The 20,087-nt window shown below is 61.9% G+C and carries 14 protein-coding genes; 8 read left to right on the top strand and 6 right to left on the bottom strand.

Annotation, left to right across the window (positions count from 1 at the left end):
• The first annotated feature begins 20 nt into the window (after nt 1-20).
• Nucleotides 21-3,527, top strand: coding sequence for a DUF3367 domain-containing protein (locus CS919_RS04105; RefSeq protein ID WP_099298216.1), 3,507 nt, complete (start codon nt 21-23; stop codon nt 3,525-3,527).
• Here the strand turns inward: CS919_RS04105 and CS919_RS04110 are convergent.
• Entirely contained in the window at nt 3,458-4,633 is a 1,176-nt protein-coding gene (locus CS919_RS04110; RefSeq protein WP_099298217.1) for an acyltransferase family protein, read from the bottom strand. The genes CS919_RS04105 and CS919_RS04110 overlap by 70 nt on opposite strands.
• A gap of 164 nt (nt 4,634-4,797) precedes the next feature.
• On the opposite strand from CS919_RS04110, the gene pgfA reads away from it, so the two are divergent.
• A complete protein-coding gene (gene pgfA, locus CS919_RS04115; protein WP_099298218.1) occupies nt 4,798-6,021 on the top strand; it encodes a cell envelope lipid trafficking protein PgfA in 1,224 nt (407 codons plus the stop codon).
• A 158-nt stretch (nt 6,022-6,179) separates the two neighbouring features.
• Entirely contained in the window at nt 6,180-7,880 is a 1,701-nt protein-coding gene (locus CS919_RS04120; protein WP_099298219.1) for an MmpA family trehalose lipid delivery protein, read from the top strand.
• Here CS919_RS04120 and CS919_RS04125 read toward each other — a convergent pair.
• Nucleotides 7,795-8,973 carry a glycosyltransferase family 4 protein gene (locus tag CS919_RS04125; protein WP_099298220.1) on the bottom strand — a complete coding sequence of 393 codons (1,179 nt, stop codon included), beginning with the start codon at nt 8,971-8,973 and terminating at the stop codon, nt 7,795-7,797. The genes CS919_RS04120 and CS919_RS04125 overlap by 86 nt on opposite strands.
• 52 nt (nt 8,974-9,025) lie before the next feature.
• On the opposite strand from CS919_RS04125, the gene CS919_RS04130 reads away from it, so the two are divergent.
• From CS919_RS04130 to CS919_RS04150, 5 genes are all read left to right on the top strand, one after another.
• Entirely contained in the window at nt 9,026-9,853 is an 828-nt protein-coding gene (locus CS919_RS04130; protein WP_099298221.1) for a class I SAM-dependent methyltransferase, read from the top strand.
• 245 nt (nt 9,854-10,098) lie between these two features.
• Entirely contained in the window at nt 10,099-11,328 is a 1,230-nt protein-coding gene (locus CS919_RS04135) for an acetyl-CoA C-acetyltransferase (RefSeq protein WP_099298222.1), read from the top strand.
• Between the two features lie 53 nt (nt 11,329-11,381).
• Entirely contained in the window at nt 11,382-13,652 is a 2,271-nt protein-coding gene (locus CS919_RS04140; protein ID WP_099298223.1) for a 3-hydroxyacyl-CoA dehydrogenase NAD-binding domain-containing protein, read from the top strand.
• A gap of 192 nt (nt 13,653-13,844) precedes the next feature.
• The gene (locus tag CS919_RS04145; RefSeq protein ID WP_099298224.1) at nt 13,845-14,504 is read left to right on the top strand and encodes a lipase family protein; all 660 of its coding nucleotides are present in this window, start codon (nt 13,845-13,847) and stop codon (nt 14,502-14,504) included.
• 31 nt (nt 14,505-14,535) lie between these two features.
• Nucleotides 14,536-15,258: a DedA family protein gene (locus CS919_RS04150; protein WP_306345841.1), complete on the top strand. Its 723-nt coding sequence runs from the start codon at nt 14,536-14,538 to the stop codon at nt 15,256-15,258.
• Between the two features lie 12 nt (nt 15,259-15,270).
• Here CS919_RS04150 and CS919_RS04155 read toward each other — a convergent pair whose 3' ends face one another.
• The 4 genes from CS919_RS04155 to CS919_RS04170 form a co-directional block, all read right to left on the bottom strand.
• Nucleotides 15,271-16,716, bottom strand: coding sequence for a YeeE/YedE thiosulfate transporter family protein (locus CS919_RS04155; RefSeq protein ID WP_099298225.1), 1,446 nt, complete (start codon nt 16,714-16,716; stop codon nt 15,271-15,273).
• Nucleotides 16,717-16,922: 206 nt separating this feature from the next.
• Nucleotides 16,923-18,746 (bottom strand): phosphoenolpyruvate carboxykinase (GTP), encoded by a 1,824-nt coding sequence (locus CS919_RS04160; RefSeq protein WP_099298226.1) that lies wholly within the window; start codon nt 18,744-18,746, stop codon nt 16,923-16,925.
• A 107-nt stretch (nt 18,747-18,853) separates the two neighbouring features.
• A complete protein-coding gene (locus tag CS919_RS04165) occupies nt 18,854-19,222 on the bottom strand; it encodes a DUF6802 family protein (RefSeq protein WP_099298227.1) in 369 nt (122 codons plus the stop codon).
• The gene (locus CS919_RS04170) at nt 19,222-20,073 is read right to left on the bottom strand and encodes an AtpZ/AtpI family protein (RefSeq protein WP_099298228.1); all 852 of its coding nucleotides are present in this window, start codon (nt 20,071-20,073) and stop codon (nt 19,222-19,224) included. The genes CS919_RS04165 and CS919_RS04170 overlap by 1 nt, the downstream gene beginning before the upstream one ends.
• Nucleotides 20,074-20,087: the final 14 nt, after the last annotated feature.

Below are 20,087 nucleotides of genomic sequence, written 5' to 3' on the forward strand. Positions count from 1 at the left end.
CTCAGTCTTGGCTAGTTGCGCTGCTTGCGTGGCTAGCTCTCGCTTTTCTCCAAGCCCCCGGTCTCACCGTTGCTGATACCAAGCACGATCTCACAGCAGACCCGTGGGGCTTTTTAGGGCAAGCACTTTCCCCGTGGACGGATGTTTTCCCCCTCGGGCAGTTACAGAATCAGGCGTATGGGTATTTGTTCCCCCATGGCCTGCTTTTTGCGTTACTTTCTTGGGTTCCCGGGTGGATTGTTCAGCGCCTCTGGTGGGGCCTGTTGCTGTTCATCGCCTTCGCCGGAATCATCAAGCTTCTGGAGTGCGCGGGCATCGGTTCCCGCAGCTCGCGAATCATCGCCGCGATCCTCTACGCGCTATCCCCGCGCATCCTCGCCACGCTAGGAGCCATTAGCTCCGAGGCGTGGGTCATGGCCGTGGCCCCCTGGGTTTTAGTACCCGTGGTCTGCGCGATGCGTTCCACTAACCGGGGATACATCCGCCTCATGGCTCTGGCATCCGCCCTGGCCATCTTGGCCTTGGGAGCCGTCAATGCAGTGGCAACAGCCGTTGTGGTGGTCCCCGCTGCTCTGTGGTGGCTCGCTTCCTTTGCCAATCCTGCCGAGCGGAAGACTGCCGCCTACTTCGGCGCGTGGTGGGTTCCCGCGGGCATCGCGGCGAGCTTCTGGTGGGTGGGACCTCTGCTGGTGCTGGGCAGCTACTCCCCACCTTTTACAGATTTCATTGAATCCGCAGGACTGACCACCCGCTGGCTGAACCTGCTGGAGGTCCTGCGCGGAACCACCAGTTGGACACCCTTTTTGTCGCCTGAGCGTGAGGGCGGATTCGCTCAGTCCACCGAGTCCGTGTTTATCGTCGGCACCCTGGTGGTGGCGCTCATCGGCCTGTGGGGCTTGAAGCAACGCAGTCTCCCTTACGCCCGCCGCTGGCTGGTGATCTTCTTCCTCGGCGTGCTGGCGATGACGCTTGCCGTGGATCCTTTCTCGCCTCTCAGTAGCGCTTATCGCAACTTCCTGGACGGCGCCGGCGCCCCGCTGCGCAACCTCCATAAATTCGATCCACTAGTGCGCCTCGCCTTTGTGGCAGGCATCGCTCATAGCCTGCGTTCGCTGACCTGGCCAGGGCTGTCCAAGCAACGATGGGCGCAGTGGCGCAATCCAGAGGCAAATCCCACGGTGGTGCGCTGCATAGCCACCAGCTTGCTCATCGCCATCGTGACTGCCACCGCCTGGTCTGGGCGCATCCCGCCCGCCGATGGCTTCAAAGCCGTACCGGAGTACTGGCAGCAGACGGCCTCCTGGCTCAACGAGAACGCCACCGGAGTGGGCGATACCCAGCATCAGATCTCCCGCACCATGATCCTGCCCAAGGCTCGCTTTGCCCGCCAGACCTGGGGAAATACCCGCGATGAGCCGGCCCAGCCCCTGCTGGAAGTCCCCTGGGTAGTGCGCGATTCCGTGCCCCTGGTTCAGCCAGAGGCCATCCGCGCGTTGGACGGTGTACAGCGCGAGCTCGAATCAGGCGCAGAAATCCGCACGCTCGCGGCCACTTTGTGGAACCAAGGCGTGGGGCAGGTGGTCATCCGTACAGACCTCACCAAGTCCGCGAACACTCCTGGCGCCACAGCTATCCTGCGCACGTTGCACAACTCCCCCGGCTTCGAGGAAGTCGCAACGTTTGGAGAGGGCGAAGGCGGCGATGGCTCCATGCCCGCCATCCAGATCTTCCGCATCACCCCACCACAGATGGACAGTAACGCCGAGGCAACCTCAGCGACCGCGGGGGACCTGCGAGTCATAGACCGTGACAACGCTGAGGTAGTCGCCGCTGGACCAGAGGCCATGCCGCGCCTCGCGGAGGCCGATAGTGCCTTGGGAAGGACGGAAGCACCGAGAACGCGGGTTTTGGCGTCGGACAACACGGAGACCAACGACATTCAAACCGTCACGGACACGCCGGCGCTGCGGGACCACAACTACGGCAACGTCGTGGACGCGGACTCGGAGATCCTGGCCACGGACGATAAATCCAGCCTGCTCAATCCCGTGCGCGACTACCCGGTGGGCGATCTCTACCCCTCCGCCAGCAACGATGGCATCACCCATGTTGAGACCACCGGCGCCATCACGGCGAGCAGCTCAGCGGCTGATCCCACCAACTTCTCCGGCGCGGATACTGCCAGCGGATTGAATGCGGCGGTGGATTCGGACACCTCCACGGCGTGGCGTCCGGCCAACGGCGTGTCCTCGGGACAGTGGATGGAGGTACAGCTTCCCGCGTGGAAGAACCGCCTGCAGGTGGAATTCCAGACCCAAGGTGCCCCGGCGCGCATCCAGGTCACCTCGCTGTATCGCGAGGGTGAGTCCGATCCCCATTCGGAGGCGGATACCGAGGATGCCGTGCGCACCTCCACCACAGTCACCACCACGCCGGATGAGCCGACCGCGGTGAAGATTCCCGTGGGCCAGGCCAATGCGGTGCGCCTGACGATCCTCAGCGCGTTCGGTGACCTGGGAATTTCTGAGGTGACGTTGCGCGACGGGCGTTCCGGCGAGGACATCACACCGCAGCGTCGCATCACCGTCCCGCAGCCGGCCGATGCCAACCCCACGGCCGTCAACCGTTGGGTGTTCGGGCAGGAGATTCCCGAAGGCACGATGCATCGCACCTTCACCGTCCCCGAGCGCGATGCGGGGCTCGGGGTGGGTCAAGACGGCGAGACGCACGTGGTGATTGGCACTCCGAACTGCACGGATGATTCTCGCCCCGTGCCCGCGAAGGTGATTGTCGACGGCGATGAGCACTCGTGTGGGGATACCGTGAGCCTGACCGCTGGCGAGCACTCCGTGAGCACCACGGCCCGGTGGGTTTCTCTCACCGCCGCCGAGCCGCTGCTGGCCGAGGCCGTGCGCAATGCTCCTGCGGCCACGCCACTGCCGGTCAGCGGAGGTTCGGGCGCGGCCCCTTCTGGCGGCGACGCGCAAGTCAATGGCGATGAGTACGAGATCGCCGCTGCCCCGCAGGAGCGAATCATCTTCGCCCCGAGCGATGCCAACCCCGGCCGCATCGGCACTCTGGAATCCGCTGATGGCTCCACCGAGCTGCAGCCGATCACCGTTAACGGGTGGCAGCAGGGGTGGATCGTCCCGGCGGGCGCGTCCGGCACATTCTCCATGTCCTTCGCCGCCACCGGCCTCTACCAGGGTTGGTTGGCCGCGGGGCTAGCCCTAGCCGTGCTGTTGGTGGGCGTTGCGGTCTTTTCTTTCCGACGCCACCGCGGGTTGATTCCGCTCATGCGCACCGAACGTGATGCGTTCTACGCAGCGCAACGCGATGAATCCTCCGGCCCGGGCTCTTTCGGCACGATAGTGCGGTGGACACTGCTGGGGAGCTTCGGTCTGGGCACAGTGATCGCCGCGCGCCACCCGTGGGGCACAAGCAGCTACGCCGGTGACTACTGGCTGGTCACAGTAGCTTTTGCGGTGTCCTTGCTGGCGGTGGTTGTGTCCCACTTTCGCCGCTGATCGCGCCACCACGCGTTGATCCACTGGCGCGCGGGCTCCTCCACCACTGCATAGCTCAGCGCGGCCACGGGCACGGTGAGCACAAAAGTGGCCACGAGTACCAGCGCGGTATAGCCCTGGAACAGACCGATGCCCAGCAGCGGAAAGACCAGCGAGAGCATGGACATGTGCCACAAGAAGATGCTGTAGCTCCAACGGCCCAGCGCTTGCATCCAGGAGCTCTCCAGCCAGCGCGATCGCCCTGACAGGGCATACGGCATGATCAGCGCGGCTGCGAAGAGCGTGCCGTACAGCGTTCGGCGTGCAAACTCTGCGGGTTCCGCGTGCGTGAGCCCCTCCGGACCGTCACTAGCCGCCACCGCCAACATTGCTACGGCAAAGGCCCAAAACAGTGGGCGGCACCGGGCGATGAGCGTCTGCGCCCGCGGGGTGATCCGCCCCTCCAGCTCTGCGGACAAGAAGCCCACGGCAAACCACGCAGCAAAGGCCGGCGGCATGATGTGCGGATTCAGAGCTCCCGGGCCAGGTGCCGAAGCGAAAGCCGGGATGAACGCCCACCCATAGGAAATCAGTGCCAGGCCGATGATGCACAGCACGCGGATCCCCCAGGAGCGTCGGCCGAACAGCACCGCGATCAGCGGCAACACCAGATAAAACGCCATTTCCACGGAGAGCGACCACAGGTGAGTCAAGCCGCCCAGCAGACCGCCCTCCACATAGATCTGCACCAAAAAGACATTGGACAGCATCTGCCACCACTCTGGATTTCCCGCCACCGGGAATAGCAGCAAGACCACGCCCACCGTCACCAGATACGCGGGCATGATGCGGCCCACGCGCTTGACGTAGTAACCGAGCACGGTCCGGCGATTGCTGGCGTCGAAGAGATTCCACGAAAAATCAGCACGGTGCCGCCGCCACAACAAAAACCCAGACAGGGCAAAAAACACGGGGACAAAGAAATCCGTGCGCGCCAACATGCGGTTGATCAGGGAACCGGTGTCCGCTCCGGTTTGGAAAGCCACGTGCGTGACAATGATGCCGCAGCAGGCGATGGCGCGAAGACCCTCGAGGGCGGGCAAGAAAGGGGTGGGTTTGGTGTCCATAGTGATCGGGGCAATCCTAACCGAGGTCACACCAGTAACACGCCGATGGAGAAAAAAATTTCTATTATTCCAACTAATTTCATTTCTTTGGCTAAAGTAAGGACAATCGTGAGCTGCCAATCCGCAGCACGAGACCCGAACGTTTAGCAAGGTCAGGAAATTGTATGAAGAAAATTCTCTCCTATGTGTTGATCGTACTGGGTGCTGCAGCGCTAGTACTGGCCATCGCATTGCCCACCTACGTAGTTCCAAAGGGTAGGGTTCTCCCGCTGAACCTGGTGTCCACCACCGGTACCAATGAGGTGGAATCCAACCTGCTGGACTCGGCAGCGCTCGGCCAGAACAAGCCACTGCCTGAGCACGCCAACAAGCCAGAATGCCGCGGCAAGACCCCTCAGTTCAGCTGCTTCATCGGCACGAGCACTCCACTGAAGTCCCAGCGCTTCACCGTGGGTCAGGAGCCTTCCAACAAGGAGGAGGTGACTCTCGAGGTAGGTACTACACTGTTCCGCACGGACCGCGACGAGCCTCGCAACCTGCTGAACGCAACTATCGAGCGCATCACCCTGGATCGCGAAACTCAGATGCCGGTGGACGAACCCGTCTCCACCATCGATATCCAGCCATCCAACGCTGCTCCGGAGCAGGCGGCTGAGCCAAGCGAGGACTTCACCAGTGCCAACGAGCCATTCGTACGCTCCGGCATCCAGTACCAGTTCCCCATGGGCACGGACCGCAAGTCCTACCCATACTTCGACTACCAGGTGCTGCAGGCCAAGGACATCGACTTCGTGGAAGAAGTTGAGCAGGACGGCGAAAAGGTCTACCACTTCCAGCAGACCGTGGAGCCAACCGAGCTGTACCCTAACGTTCGTCAGATGCTGGAAGCAGACGGCGAGCTCTCCGAAGTTGACAAGAACTCCCTGTCCTCCCTCCGCTTGAAGTTCCCTGCTGAGCAGTGGGGTCTGGAGCGCGACGAGATCCACGAAGGTGCTGCCTCCAAAAAGGAAAGCGAGGACGATGAAGATGCTCTGCCAGACGTGGAGATGTCTCGCTTCTACACCGTGAACCGCGACATCTGGGTCCAGCCGGACACCGGCGTGATCGTCAAGGGTAGCGAGGAAATCTGGCAGTTCTACGCGCAGGATCAGGAAGAAGCAGACGAGATCGCTCAACCAGAAAACCGCGAAGAAGAGATCGCTAACCCTGAACGCACCGCTACCTACTTCCCTGGCAAGTGGGATCAGGCATCCATGGATGCACAGATGGCCAAGGCTAAGGACGGCCTGGATCGCATGCAGACCATGGGCACCGTAGTGCCTTGGATCCTGGCGATCGTCGGCATCATCTTCCTGGTGCTCGGCTTCATCCTGCACCGTCGTTCCTAGTAGTTACTGAGCTTCACCGCTTTACTCCGCGAGACCCCGCTCCCACGCACTCTCGAGCTCAAGACCGCCGTGGTCCTGACCTCCATGACAGCTTTCGCTCGTCAGCCAACGTGGTAGCGGGGTCTCGTATTTGTCTGCCCTGCCATTAGGATGAATCCGTGCCTTTGACCTCGCTGCGTTCAGCCCGCGCCACCAAAGCGGTTCTTCCCCTCTGGGTGCTGTTGGTCTCCGCGGCGACACTGTGGCCGTTCTGGCTGGCCTTCGCCACCCCTAGCTCCGGCTACGCATTCATGGTGCGGGACATGATGATCCCGGCGCGCATGCCCCTGAATGACCTCAACGAGGGCCTCTCCTCCAGCGCTCCCCGCGCCATCCCGCAGGACACCCTCCTGTCCGTATTCCTGCCGCCGCTGTCCACGGTGTGGATTGTGGCCGCCATGGTGTTGTTCTGCGCCATGGCGGGCATGGTCTACACCGCATGGTGGGTCCGCCGCACGGTGGGCGCGAGCCTGCCGGTGCAGATGGTCGCCTCCCTATTGCTAGTGTGGAATCCCTTCACGATCGAGCGCATGCTCCAAGGCCAGTGGAGCATCGTGGTGGCCATGTGGCTACTGCCCGCCATTGCCTATACCAGCACGTTTAAGCAGCGCGGCCCCATGCTGTTCTTCTTAGGCATCGCGGCGTTTACCCCCACCGGATGGATGTTGGGCGGGGTCATCGCGCTGGCGTGCGCCCGCAGCTGGTTGGTCGCGGGCGCGCAGTTGTTCCTCGCTGCGCCCTGGTTGTTAGTCACTGTGTTTAATGGGTCCGACGTCAGTGCCGATTCCTCCTCCGCTGCAGCCTTTGCCGCGCGTGCGGAATCCGGAGTGGGCACGTTGGGTGCGCTGATGGGGTTGGGGGGGATATGGAACTCGGAGGCGGTCCCGGATTCCCGGACTGGCTGGTCCGCGGCCATTGGGGTGTTGCTGTGTGCGCTTATGGTAATGGGCGCATGGGGCGCGCGGGAGATTATTCGGAGGCATAGTGGAGTGCTGGTGGTGGCGGCGTTGGCGATTGTTGTGCCGTTTCTCCTGTCCACGTCCGCCGGGGTCTCAGTGATGGGACTGCTGATGGACAGCATGCCGGGAGCTGGACTGTTGCGGGATTCCCAGAAGTTCGTGGCATTGGCCGTCCCGGGGATGACGCTACTGCTGGCACGCGCGGTGCAAGTGATCGCCGGGTGGCTGAATTCAGGGCGCTGGCTGGTTTCCTCCGCCACGGGCATACTCATTGTGCTCACCGTGCCTGCCTTGCCTGCGGAGATGTCCCCGCTGAAAGCTCAGCGCCTGGCCCCGGAGTGGACACAGATCGTCAACGCAGTATCCCAACCCACGCACTCCTCCACCCTTTTACTGCCGCCGGGCAACTACCGCGTGCAGGATGGACGACCCGTCGTGGACCCCGCCCTCAAGCTGCTCCCAGGCAACCCCATCGATCCAGGTTTCCTTATCGTCGACGACAAACTCGTGGACGGCGACCCTACAGCCATCGCCCTGCTGCAGGACACGATGAACGGCGAGGATCACCTCGCGGAAAACAGCGTGGGTTGGGTCCTCGTGGACCGCGATTCCATCGCAAACGGCACGGACACCAGCGCAATGGATCAGCTGTTGGCTCAGCACCAGGTGGTGGTGAAGTCAGACCGCTACGAGCTCTACCACATCGCGGATGCCACGCCCCACGCCCACGAAAACTCTTCCCTGCCGATCTTCCTCGGCGTGGGACTTTACTGGTTTATTTTTGGCCTCGGCCTGTGCTTGAGCGTGTGGCAGATTGTGCTGTGGCGTCGAAAAGAATTCGCTCCCACGCCTGACCAGTAGCCTCCCAGCTAAACTGCGCAGCTCGTTCCTGCGCTGCTCGGCCCATCTCCACGCGCTGTTCCGGATGATCCATCATCCACTCCACCGCGTTGATGAAACCGCCCTCGCTGCCGGCCAGCAATCCAGTGGTTCCATCCACTACGGAATCCCGCAGGCCAGCTGACGAGCTATATCCCACTGTCGGCACCGCATGCTGCGCGGCCTCCACCACAGCCAGGCCCCAGCCTTCCTTGCGGGAGGGCATCACGTGCAGGTCAGCGTGCTCCAAGATCCGGTGCTTCATCTCCTCGGACACGTGTCCATGGAAGCGAACCAAGCCCTCCATGCCCAGCTCGCGGGCGTATTCGCGCAGATTCTTTGCCCACCAGCCATCGCCGATAATGTCCAAGCGGATGTTCGGGTGACGGTTGCGCAAACCCGCCACAGCGTTCATGGCGTGCTCCAGCTGCTTGTGTGGCACCAGGCGGGACAGGGTCACGAGGTGGACGGTGTCTTTGTTGGCGTCGGGCAAAAAAGGAACATGGGGAACGGGATCCACTCCGTTGCGCACAATATCCAACTGGCCAGCAGGAACGCCCAGTTCAACGAGTTCGTCGGCGGACGGCGCGCTCACCGTGACCCAGCGGGACGCGCGGTGTACCCACGGGGAGATTCGCGACTCGATGAACCAGCCCAAGCGGGACAGGAATGGCCCAGCCACAGACCACTGCTCGCGGTGGCAATGATGGGTCAGCACCACCGTGGGCGCGGCCGCGAAGATCGAGGCGAAAAACGGCACCCCGTTCTGCGTGTCCACCACCACATCTGCATCGCGGAAATCCTTCAGCGGGCCGATGCCGAAACGCGCGCCGAGCAGTGCCAGCCAGGCGCGAGGGTACACCGTCAGGTTGCCGCCACCGCGGGAAAACAGCACGGTGGGGCCATTGGGCTGGCCCTTCATCTCCCACCGCTGCGCCCCCGGGTACATCGCGGTACGAAAGACCACTTCATGGCCCTGATCAGCCAGGTACTGCGCCACGCGCTCGAGGTACGTCTCGCTGCCTCCACCCTCGGGGTGATCGGTGTCTCGCCAGCAAAGAAGTACTACTTTCATGATGTGTAGTACCTTACCGCTAAACCGACGTTGCGCTGGAGGATTGCCCACAATGAGAAAAAACTTGCCGGAATGGTTGACCCCCACGGCACTGCGCACCTGGAGAAAGCGCGCCACCCTCACGCGCGCGCTGGGCTTGCTGGGCGCCTTCCGCTTCGAGCAGACAGCCCCGGGCAAGTTCTACGGACTGCTGGCGCGCGACACAGTCGAGCTGATCTCCGCACTGTGGCAAGGTGCCGATCCCGCTGGTCATGCCACCCTGCGGGGAACCCGGATCCTCGACGTGGGCGGTGGACCGGGGTACTTCGGGGTGGCATTTTCCGACGCTGGGGCGGAATACATCACCTGCGAACCCGACGTGGGAGAAATGTCTGCCGCGGGTATCCAACTGCAATCCTCCGTCCGGGGGTCCGGCCTGGATCTGCCTTTTCGATCCAACTCCTTCGATGTCACCTATAGCTCCAATGTGTCCGAGCATGTTCCGGACCCGTGGCGCATGGCGGACGAGATGCTGCGGGTGACCAAGCCCGGCGGCGTAGTGATTTACAGCTACACCGTGTGGCTGGGCCCATTCGGCGGCCACGAGACTGGGTTGTGGCAGCACTACGTGGGCGGTGAATTTGCGGCTCGGCGCTATAAGAAGAAGCACGGAAAGGAGCCGAAGAACCGGTGGGGCGAGAGCCTGTTCGACGTGGGCTGCGGCGAGGGGCTGCGCTACGCGGAGGACGTCACGGCCGGGAAGCGGGCTGCGGCGGACGATGTGGAACTACTGGCCGCGTTCCCGCGCTATCACCCGTGGTGGGCGTGGTGGATGGTTCACGTTCCGGGGTTGCGGGAGTTTGCTGTTTCTAACTTGGTTCTAGTGTTCCGCAAGAACTAGTGCGCGTTACCGTGGGCACCCGACGCCCGAAGGCGACACGTGGGGGTACGTAAGCTGATTAAGATACAACTATTTTCAGCATTGTTCGGTACAGTGATCCATGACACAAGGATGCCCGTGCAAGGGTGTGAGACACGCTGAGATGCCCGAAGTGGCGTCAATAAGAAACGTCGATACACAAAGACGGACCTCAACCACCCAAACACAGGCTCCCAACCTCCGACGATTGGAACCTAAGGAACGTCATGACCAGTAACACTGGCGCCCCAGAGGCCTTCATCTACGACGCAGTGCGCACCCCACGTGGCAAGGGCAAGCCAGGCGGCTCCCTCCACACGGTAAAGCCAGTCGACCTGCTCAGTGGACTGATCGAAGCGCTCATCGAGCGCAACCCAGGCATTGATCCCACCCGCATCAGCGATATCATCGCTGGCTGTGTAACCCCCGTCGGCGACCAGGGCATGGATATCGCCCGCACCGCCGCCCTCAACGCTGGCCTTCCGTACTCGGCCACCGGCCTGCAGATCAACCGCTACTGTGCATCCGGTCTGACCGCCGTGAACCTCGCGGCGCAGAAAATCCGCTCCGGTTGGGATGACATGGTCTTCGCCGGCGGCGTGGAGTCCATGTCCCGCGTGCCAATGGGATCTGACGGTGGCGCACTGGCACTCGACCCAGCTTCCAACTTCTACAACGATTTCATCCCGCAGGGCATCTCCGCAGACATCATCGCCACGCTGGATGGCAAGACCCGCGATGACCTGGACGCCTACGCCGCACGTTCCCACGAGCGCGCCGCTCAGGCATGGCAGGAAGGTCGCTTCGACCGCACCGTGGTTCCCGTAAAGGACATCAACGGCGTGACCCTGCTGGACCGCGACGAGACCGTCCGCCCTGGCACCACAGTCGAATCCCTGTCCGGCCTACGCCCCGCCTTCGCCACCATCGGCGAGCAGGGTGGCTTCGACGCAGTCGGCCAGACCAAGTACCCACAGATCGAGCAGATCGACCACCTGCACCACGCTGGTAACTCCTCCGGCATCGTCGACGGCGCAGCCCTGCTGGCCATCGGCTCCGAAAAGGCTGGCCAGGACTTCGGCCTCGAGCCTCGCGCTCGCGTGGTCTCCGTTGCCACCTACGGCGTGGAACCCACCATTATGCTCACCGCTCCAGCCCCAGCCTCTCGCGCCGCACTGGCCAAGGCCGGATTGAAGCCAGAAGACATCGATGTCTGGGAGATCAACGAGGCATTCTCCTCCGTGGTTCTGCGCGCACAGCGCGAGCTGAACATCCCCGACGAGAAGCTGAACATTTCCGGCGGCGCCATCGCCATGGGCCACCCACTTGGCGCTACCGGCGCGATCATCACCAGCACCGCCGTGGATGAGCTGCACCGCACCGGCGGCCGCTACGCCCTGATCACCCTCTGCGTCGCAGCCGGCATGGGCGTGGCCACCATCATCGAGCGCGTCTAAGCGCACACTCCCCTTTTCTTTCGAGACAAGCACGAAACATCACAGGAGAAACAATGAGCGAGAACATGTTCAAGTGGGAGATTGACGGAGACGGCATCCTCACCCTGACCATGGATGACCCCAACCAGCCGGTCAACACGATGAACCAGACGTTCTTCCAGGACTTCCCGGAAATCGTGGACAAGGCCAAGGCTGGAGTGGAGTCCGGAGAGATCAAGGGCATCATCCTGACCTCTGCCAAGTCCACCTTCTTTGCTGGCGGCGACATCAAGAACATGATCAAGTCCACCCCAGCGGACGCCGAAGAGCTCACCAAGCAGCTCAATGACAGCAAGGCCACCATGCGCGCGCTGGAGACCATCGGCGTGCCTGTCGTGGCAGCGATCAACGGCGCTGCCCTGGGCGGCGGCTTGGAGATCGCCCTGGCGACCCACCACCGCATCGCCTCCGATGCCAGGGGCATCAAGATCGGCCTGCCAGAGGTCACCCTCGGCCTGCTACCAGGTGGCGGCGGCGTGACCCGCGTGGTTCGCATGCTCGGCCTGCAGGAAGCCCTGATGAAGGTCCTGACCACCGGCCGCCAGTTCGGTGCTGCCGATGCGCAGAAGACCGGTCTTATCGACGACGTGGTCTCCGCAGACGGGCTGCTGGATGCAGCCAAGAAGTGGATCCAGGAAAACCCAGAAGCTGCACAGCCATGGGACGTCAAGGGATACAAGATCCCCGGTGGTACCCCTACCACTCCAGCGCTGGCAGCCATTCTGCCCAGCTTCCCAGCCACCATCACCAAGCAGATCAAGGGCGCTCCCATGCCAGCGCCAAAGGCCATCCTCAAGGCTGCTGTGGAAGGTGCCCAGCTGAAGAACATCGAGGAAGCCACCGCGGTGGAGACTCGTTACTTCGTGGACCTGATCACCGGCTCCACCTCCAAGAACATGATGCAGGCATTCTTCTTTGACCTGCAGTACTGCAACGGTGGAGGCTCCCGTCCGAAGGACGTGGAAAAGAAGCAGTTCAAGAAGCTGGGCATGGTGGGCGCCGGCATGATGGGCGCTGCCATTGCTTATGTGGCGGCAAAGTCCGGCATGGAGGTTGTCCTCAAGGACATCAAGCAGGAAGCTGCTGACAAGGGCAAGGATTACTCCGTCAAGCTGGAGGAAAAGGCCTTGTCCCGTGGCAAGACCACCGAAGAGAAGTCCAAGGCTCTGCTGGATCGCATCAAGCCTTCCACCGACTACTCTGACCTGTCCGATTGCGACATCGTCATCGAGGCTGTCTTCGAGAACACCGAGCTCAAGCACAAGGTCTGGGCGGAGATCGAGGCTGCTGTTCCTAGCGATTGCGTGCTGGGCTCCAACACCTCCACCCTGCCGATCACCGAGCTGGCCGAGGGCGTTTCCCGCCCGAAGGAGTTCATCGGTATCCACTTCTTCTCCCCTGTGGACAAGATGCCTCTGGTGGAGATCATCCGCGGCGAGCAGACCAACGATGAGACCCTGGCAGCTGCTTTGGACTTCACTAAGCAGATCCGCAAGACCCCGATTGTGGTCAACGATTCCCGCGGTTTCTACACCTCCCGCGTGATTGGCTTCTTCCTCAACGAGGCTATGCGCATGCTGGCCGAGGGCGTGGATCCTGCCGTGATCGAGGCTGCTGGCCGCCAGGCTGGCTACCCTGCTCCTCCACTGCAGCTGCAGGACGAGCTGAACCTGAAGCTGGCCCGCAAGATCGGTGCGGAGACCAAGGCTGCTCAGGAAGCTGCTGGCGAGACCGTCGACGATGGTGGAGTGACCGCGATCGTGGACAAGATGCTGGACGAGTACGACCGCCCAGGCAAGCTCGAGGGCAAGGGCTTCTACGAGTACAACGAGGACGGCCGCCGTGCAGGTCTGTGGCGCGGTCTGTGGGACAAGTTGGGTGCGGGTTCCGTTTCTGTTCCCGACGCCGAGACTGCCGTATCCGGCACCGGCCTAGAGACCGCACACGGCGACGGCCCAGTGCTGATCGACCTGATCGAGCGCATGCTGTTCTCCGAGGCTCTGGAAACCCAGAAGGTTGTCGACGAAGGCGTTCTGATGTCCGATGCGGATGCCAACATCGGCTCCATCATGGGCATTGGTTTCCCAGCGTGGACCGGCGGTACCCGCCAGTACATCAAGAACTACGACCGCCCTGCCGAGGCTGCGCTGCCTGAGGGCAAGGTTGCAGTGGCCGATGGTGGCGATTACCCAACCACCGGCATCGAGGGCTTCGTGGCTCGCGCCGAGGAGCTGGCAGCCAAGTACGGCGAGCGCTTCAACCCTCCTGCTTCCCTGAAGAACTAGGTCCCGCACACTCTCTTCTCCTCTTAACCAGAGGATACGGGGGTGGCAGGCCACTCTCAGGAACCAGAATTCCCCACCAGCACGTCTGAATATTTTCAGATTGTTGCCGGTGGGGTTTTCTCAGCTTTCAGGGGTGAATTCTCAGTAACGCTCGGAGAGAAATGCGCCCTGAACAGTGCTTATGACCCATCTATGATCACACCACGCAAGCCTCACAAGGGCATGTCCCGCATGGCATCCGCCATGATCTTGGCAACCTCACTCGGCCTCAGCACCTTCGGAACCGCTGCCGCGCAGACGGACACTCCGGCCGACAACCCAACCCAGGCAGATTCTTCAGCTTCGTCCGGATCCCTGTCCGGCTCCGCAGCAGACGGCTCGGCCGAAGGATCCATCGGATCGCTGGATGGCACGAGGGCGGCGTCGAAGGTCATGAACGATCCCACCTGCCACCCCGCACCAGAACACCCACGTCCCGTGGTGTTCCTCCACGGCACCATCGAAAACATCGGAGCTTTAGTGGCTCTAGACAAGCAGCTCAAGGCGGAAGGCTATTGCACCTGGGGCGAGACCTGCGGCAAGGGCGGAGGCAGTGCCCAGGGCATGGTGCCGTTCCTTGGTGAAGTGACGGACATCAACGCTAGCGCCGAGGGCGAATCGGAGTTCAGCCAGCAGGTGCTGGACACCACCGGCGCTGACCAAGTGGGAGCTGGAACGCCCATCTGGCGAGACCACCCCATCCCCCGGCACTGTCTGCCACTAACCGCACAACTTCCGCACAGATCCCCCGCTCGGACCCTCTGGTTACTTTTCGAAAAGCATGTTGCCCTAATATGGGGGCTACTGCCGTGAACGCGAATTAAGTAGACAGAGGGTTTTAAGTTTGTTCGACAATATCGTCAACTGGGTTGTACATCTGATGGAGTTGCTCGGAGCCCCGGGAGTGGGCCTAGCCATCTTCCTGGAGACGGTGTTTCCTCCCATCCCCTCTGAGCTAGTCCTACCGCTGGCTGGCTTCACCTCAACCCAAGGTGATCTCAATGCCATTGCAGCCTTTATTTGGGCCACCGTTGGTTCGGTTGTCGGCGCTTTGATCCTCTACTGGCTGGGCGCGGCCGTGGGCGCCCACAGGTTGCGAGCCATCGCGGAAAAAATGCCCCTCACCGAGGGCGAAGATGTGGACAAGGCGATCCTCTGGTTCGACAAGTTCGGTTCTTTTTCCGTATTCACCGGACGTCTGATCCCCGGCGTACGCAGTTTGATTTCCATTCCCGCGGGTGTGGATCGGATGCCGATGGGCAAATTCCTACTGTGGACCACAGCGGGTTCCGCGCTATGGAACGCACTGCTGATTTGGTTGGGCGTGAGCCTGGGCGCCAACTGGCACCAGGTCACGGATTTCATGGATCAGTATTCCACTGTGATTTATGTGGTTCTGATTCTTATCATCGTGGTCGCCGTGTTCTTCTTGGTTCGCCGTTCTTATAAACGACGTCACGAGTCCCCCGAACAGCGCGCAGAGCGCGAGCAACGCGCCCGCGAAACCTACGAGGCGTACGCCAAGATGGAACGTAAGCACCAGAAGAACCAGACTGAAGAAGGCTAGGGCCTAAAACCACTAGCCCTTCTTCACCGAGATAGTCCAGCCAGCATCCCCCGTGGCCTCGAAGTTCGTGACTTCATGACCATCTACAGCGGCCCATCGAGGGATGGCATCTGTGGCCTGGGTGCAATCGAAATCGATGACCAGCTCCTCGCCGGAGTCCAAATGCCTCATCGCATCCTTGGCCTCGATCAGCGGAAATGGGCACACCGCGCCGAGCGTATCGAGGGCGTAGCGACCCGGTTCGATAACACGTAGACCGGAGGCGAGTGTGGCGTCGGACGAAGAAGAATTAACAGCAACCACAGGACCCTGCGCGGTAAGAACACCGGAACCACCGTCGAGGATGCCCTGCGGAGCGCGGGAGAAATCAACCGTGACCTTGCTGCTTCCACGTGGATCGGCATCATCAAGCTCAGGCTCAGAGCCCGCCACCGCAAACTCTGCTGGCTTGAGCCACAACTTGGCACCCAGCCACACACCAACAGCAATGAATGCGAGCGCAACCCAGCCCTGGTAGCCAAACAGCGAAGTTTGCACCATTCCGTTGCCCACGGTGCAGCCACCGGCCAGGGAAGCGCCCACACCCATCATCAGACCGCCGAAGACGGAGCGCACGGACTGAGTGGCATCCGGCACGCGCACGCGGAACTCGCCGGAAACCTTTGCTGCCACGAAGGAGCCCGCCAGCAGGCCGAGCACCAACAACGTGCCCCAATTCAAGCGCTCGCTGTCACCGGAGACGAGGAAGCGCAATGTATCCGAGGTAGGAGTGGTGATGCCCAAGCCACTGTCACGACCAGTGGCGGCGGACAACGGCCAGGCGATAACGCCCAGCAGGCCCACGATCAGCGCGGTGGAGTAGAAGTGCCACGGCTTTTCGGCCAACAGGTGTGCAAGACCCTGCTTCTTCGGCGCGAGCTGGGCCATTTGTGGACGAGCCTTTTCCTGCTTGAGGAAGTACGCGGTCAAGCCTGCGACCAGCGCCGCAAATGGGATGGCGAGCCACCACACCGAAATGCCCAGGCTTGCTTGCACCGAGGTCGCCTCAAAACTCCAAGACTTCATTGCGTCGGAGAATCCGGTGAGCACTCCGGACTTCATAGCTGCTGCGGACACGCCGTACATGAACAGGGCGATCCAGCTACCCACCAAGCCTTCACCGGAGCGGTACCACGTACCCGATGCGCAACCGCCCGCCAGGATGATGCCCATGCCAAAAATCACACCGCCGATCACCACGGCCAGCGGCGCAAACGTATCTGCTTGCGCATCGATGACACCGGCACTACTCAGAACCGCCAAGCCCACCGCATGCACGGCGATGACGATGAGCAGGGCATTGAAGCCACGCCAAGTTTTTTGGGTAAAGATGTCTCGGATCATGCCGGTGACGCAGAAGCGTCCACGCTGCATGACGAAGCCTAGGACTGCGCCGAGCGCAAGGCCGGTGAGAAGCATGGGGAGTCCTTCGTGGATGTTTCGGGGGTCTCTTTCCTGCAGACTCTTATCAACGTCGCAGGAGTGCCACCCTATTCCAGACATACCGATCTGTCTAGTTCCTGCCCGCAGGTACCCACCGCCACGCCAACTGCCCACACACAGCACAAAGCCGGTGCGGATCACCCGAAGGCGATCCACACCGACTTGAGAAAGAAAACCAGCTGTTACTGAGTTACTTCCGCAATGCGCTTCTTCAGAGCCTCGAACTCATCCCAGACCTCGGATGGAACCTTTGGACCCATGAACTTCAGCCACTCTTCGTTATCCGCGAGGTCACGCTCCCACTCTTCTGGGTTCACGGACAGAGCCTCGCGAATGTCCTCTTCGGTCTCAGTGAGGCCGTCGGTGTCCAAATCCTCGAAGCAGGCGGTGTTGCCCACCACGGTCTCGTTGGCATCCACCTTGCCCTCGATGCGGTCGATGACCCACTTGAGCACGCGAGAGTTCTCGCCGAATCCTGGCCACAGGAAGCGGCCGTCTTCGCCACGGCGGAACCAGTTGACCAAGAAGACCTCCGGCATTTTGTCGCCGCCCTTCTTGCCCATGTTGATCCAGTGCTGCAGGTAATCGCCCACGTTGTAACCGATGAACGGCAGCATGGCCATTGGATCGTGGCGCAGGGAGCCCACAGCAGCTTCAGCAGCTGCAGCGGTCTGACCGGAAGCCAGGGTGGCACCGATGAAGGTGGCGTGGTTCCAGTCGCGAGCCTGGGTCACCAGTGGCACGGTGTCCGGACGGCGTCCGCCGAACAGGATCGCATCCACAGGAACACCCTTGGGATCGTTGAACTCTTCCGCTGCGGTTGGGCACTGCGCGATAGGCACGCAGTAGCGGGAGTTCGGGTGCGCAGCATTCTCGCCGGAATCCGGGGTCCACTCGTTGCCCAACCAGTCGATGAGGTGATCTGGGCGGTTCTCCAGGCCTTCCCACCACACGCTGCCTTCGTCGGTCTCGCCAACGTTGGTGTACAGGGTGTTTCCTGGCTCCACGGTCTTCATTGCAACCGGGTTGGAGGAGTAGTTGGTGCCTGGAGCCACGCCGAAGAAACCGTTTTCTGGGTTCACGGCGTACAGGCGGCCGTCCTCGCCGAAGCGCAGCCACGCGATGTCATCGCCCACAACCTCGGCGGTCCAACCCTCAATGGTGGGCTGGATCATCGCGAGGTTGGTCTTGCCACACGCAGAGGGGAAAGCAGCACAGATGTAGTAGGCCTTGCCCTCTGGGGAGACCAGCTTCAGGATGAGCATGTGCTCAGCCATCCATCCCTCGTCACGAGCCATGGCGGAAGCGATACGCAGGGCGTAGCACTTCTTCGCCAGGATGGCGTTACCGCCGTAGCCGGAGCCGTAAGACCAAATCTCGCGATCCTCAGGGAAGTGAGTGATGTACTTGGTCTCGTTGCATGGCCAAGGAACGTCCTGCTCGCCCTCGTCCAGAGGTGCGCCCACGGAGTGCCAGCCCTTGACGTAGCCGCCGTTTTCGCCGATCTTGTCCAGGGCTTCCTTGCCCATGCGGGTCATGATGCGCATGGACATCACCACGTATGGGGAATCGGTGATCTCCACGCCCAGCTTGGGATCCTCATCGGTGATGGGTCCCATGCAGAAAGGCACGACGTACATGGTGCGGCCACGCATAGAACCGGCGAAGTGCTCACGCATTTCTTCACGCATCTTCTCTGGCTCTACCCAGTTGTTGGTAGGGCCAGCATCTTCTTCATTCTTGGAGCAGATGAAGGTGCGGGATTCCACGCGCGCCACGTCGGCTGGGTTCGAACGACCGAGGTAAGAGTTTGGCTGCTTTTCTTCGTTCAGCTTCACCAAGGTGCCGCCTTCGACTAGCTCCTCCGCGAGCCGGTTCCACTCTTCGTCAGAACCGTCACAGAAACGCACAGCGTCCGGTTGGAAAAGCTCAACGCTCTTCTCGATCCACTCCAGCATTTCCTTGTGGTTGGTTGGCGCTTCGCCCACGAGCCCACGGATGGTCATTGAATCTCTCCCTCGGGTTGGATGCTGCTTCTCACACCCAGATTATCTATATAAGGCGCACAAGAAATAACTTTGTGAGCCCATACACTGTGGCATTCCCTAACAGCCTAGCCCCATTCCCCCCGTTCAACACATATCCACCTCTCCTCGTGCCATGTTTCGGCACGAGTCGTGGCATTTTCGGGGGGATTTGCTAGCGCGTGTTGGGCGGGATCGTTCCACCGCCATGCGGACCACTGCCCGTCAAAAGTCACATGTGAGACGTAGTCAATGCGCCCGTCACCGTCGGTATCCGCGAGAATGCTCATGCCCTCTTCATCGGTAAAGGTGGCGGATTCCTCGTCTTCCATCGCGGGCACGCGGTAGTCCGTGCCGTGCACGTCCATGACGAGCCCGTGCTCACCCCCGGGCTGTCCGGAGTGCGGTTCGAGGGGAAGTTGCGGGGCCAAGGGGTTGGCGTCGAAATCAAAGAACATCACCGACCACCCACTGCATCGGCCACGCGAGGAATCTGCACGCGAGCGAGCACGTCCGCAGTCAGGGCATTCCACGCCTCCTTGAGCGCGACCGCTCGCTGCGCCGCCCGCGCCTTGCGCTCCGCAGCCTGCACCATCCACACGCGAGCCACCGCGCCGAACAGCGCCAGAACCACGCCAGCCAACACACCCCACAGCGGTTGCCCCAGCGCACGCCCGATGGCAAAGCCCAGCGCCAGTCCACCAATCAGGCCCGCTACCAGCGCAATGATCTGCTGCACGCGCGCCTCCCGGCCTGCATCCAACTCGCGCGATTCCGGCTCCGTGAACGTGGGGCACGCAACTCCCTGCCGCAGCAGCGCCACCCGCAGATGTTGCGTGTAGGTGCGGTGAGCAGCGGCGGAATCGGCGAGCTGTGGGTCTTGAATGATTTCTGACGCCACCCTGTTCATCTCCAACTTCACCGCCACGCGCACCCGCTCTGACCTCTCCAGGTCCGCCCGGCGCGCATCGGCCAGCCAGCGCTGAGAATTCAAGACGATGGTGTCCACGGCTTCCTGCACGTCCGCGACGGTGGCGCAGTGATACACGCCTGGCTGCTCCTGCCAGGCCCGTCCCTCCGGCTCCGCGGAGCGAGAGCGCGGCGGCCGGTAAAGCATCACCGCGCCCATGGCCTGGGACACGGCATCCACCACCTTTTGGTCCTCCGGGGTCCACGCCCCCACCACGGCAACTACCCCGTTTAAATCGTCCTGCGGACCAGCCCCGACCACGGCTCGGCACCGCGTCAGTTGGCTGGCCACGGCATGCACCGTGCGTTGATCCGGCCCAATGACCGCAATCTTCTTCATGTGATCCCCTAATA

Origin of the sequence: Corynebacterium dentalis, from assembly GCF_900232865.1 — a bacterium.
GTDB lineage: Bacteria > Actinomycetota > Actinomycetes > Mycobacteriales > Mycobacteriaceae > Corynebacterium > Corynebacterium dentalis.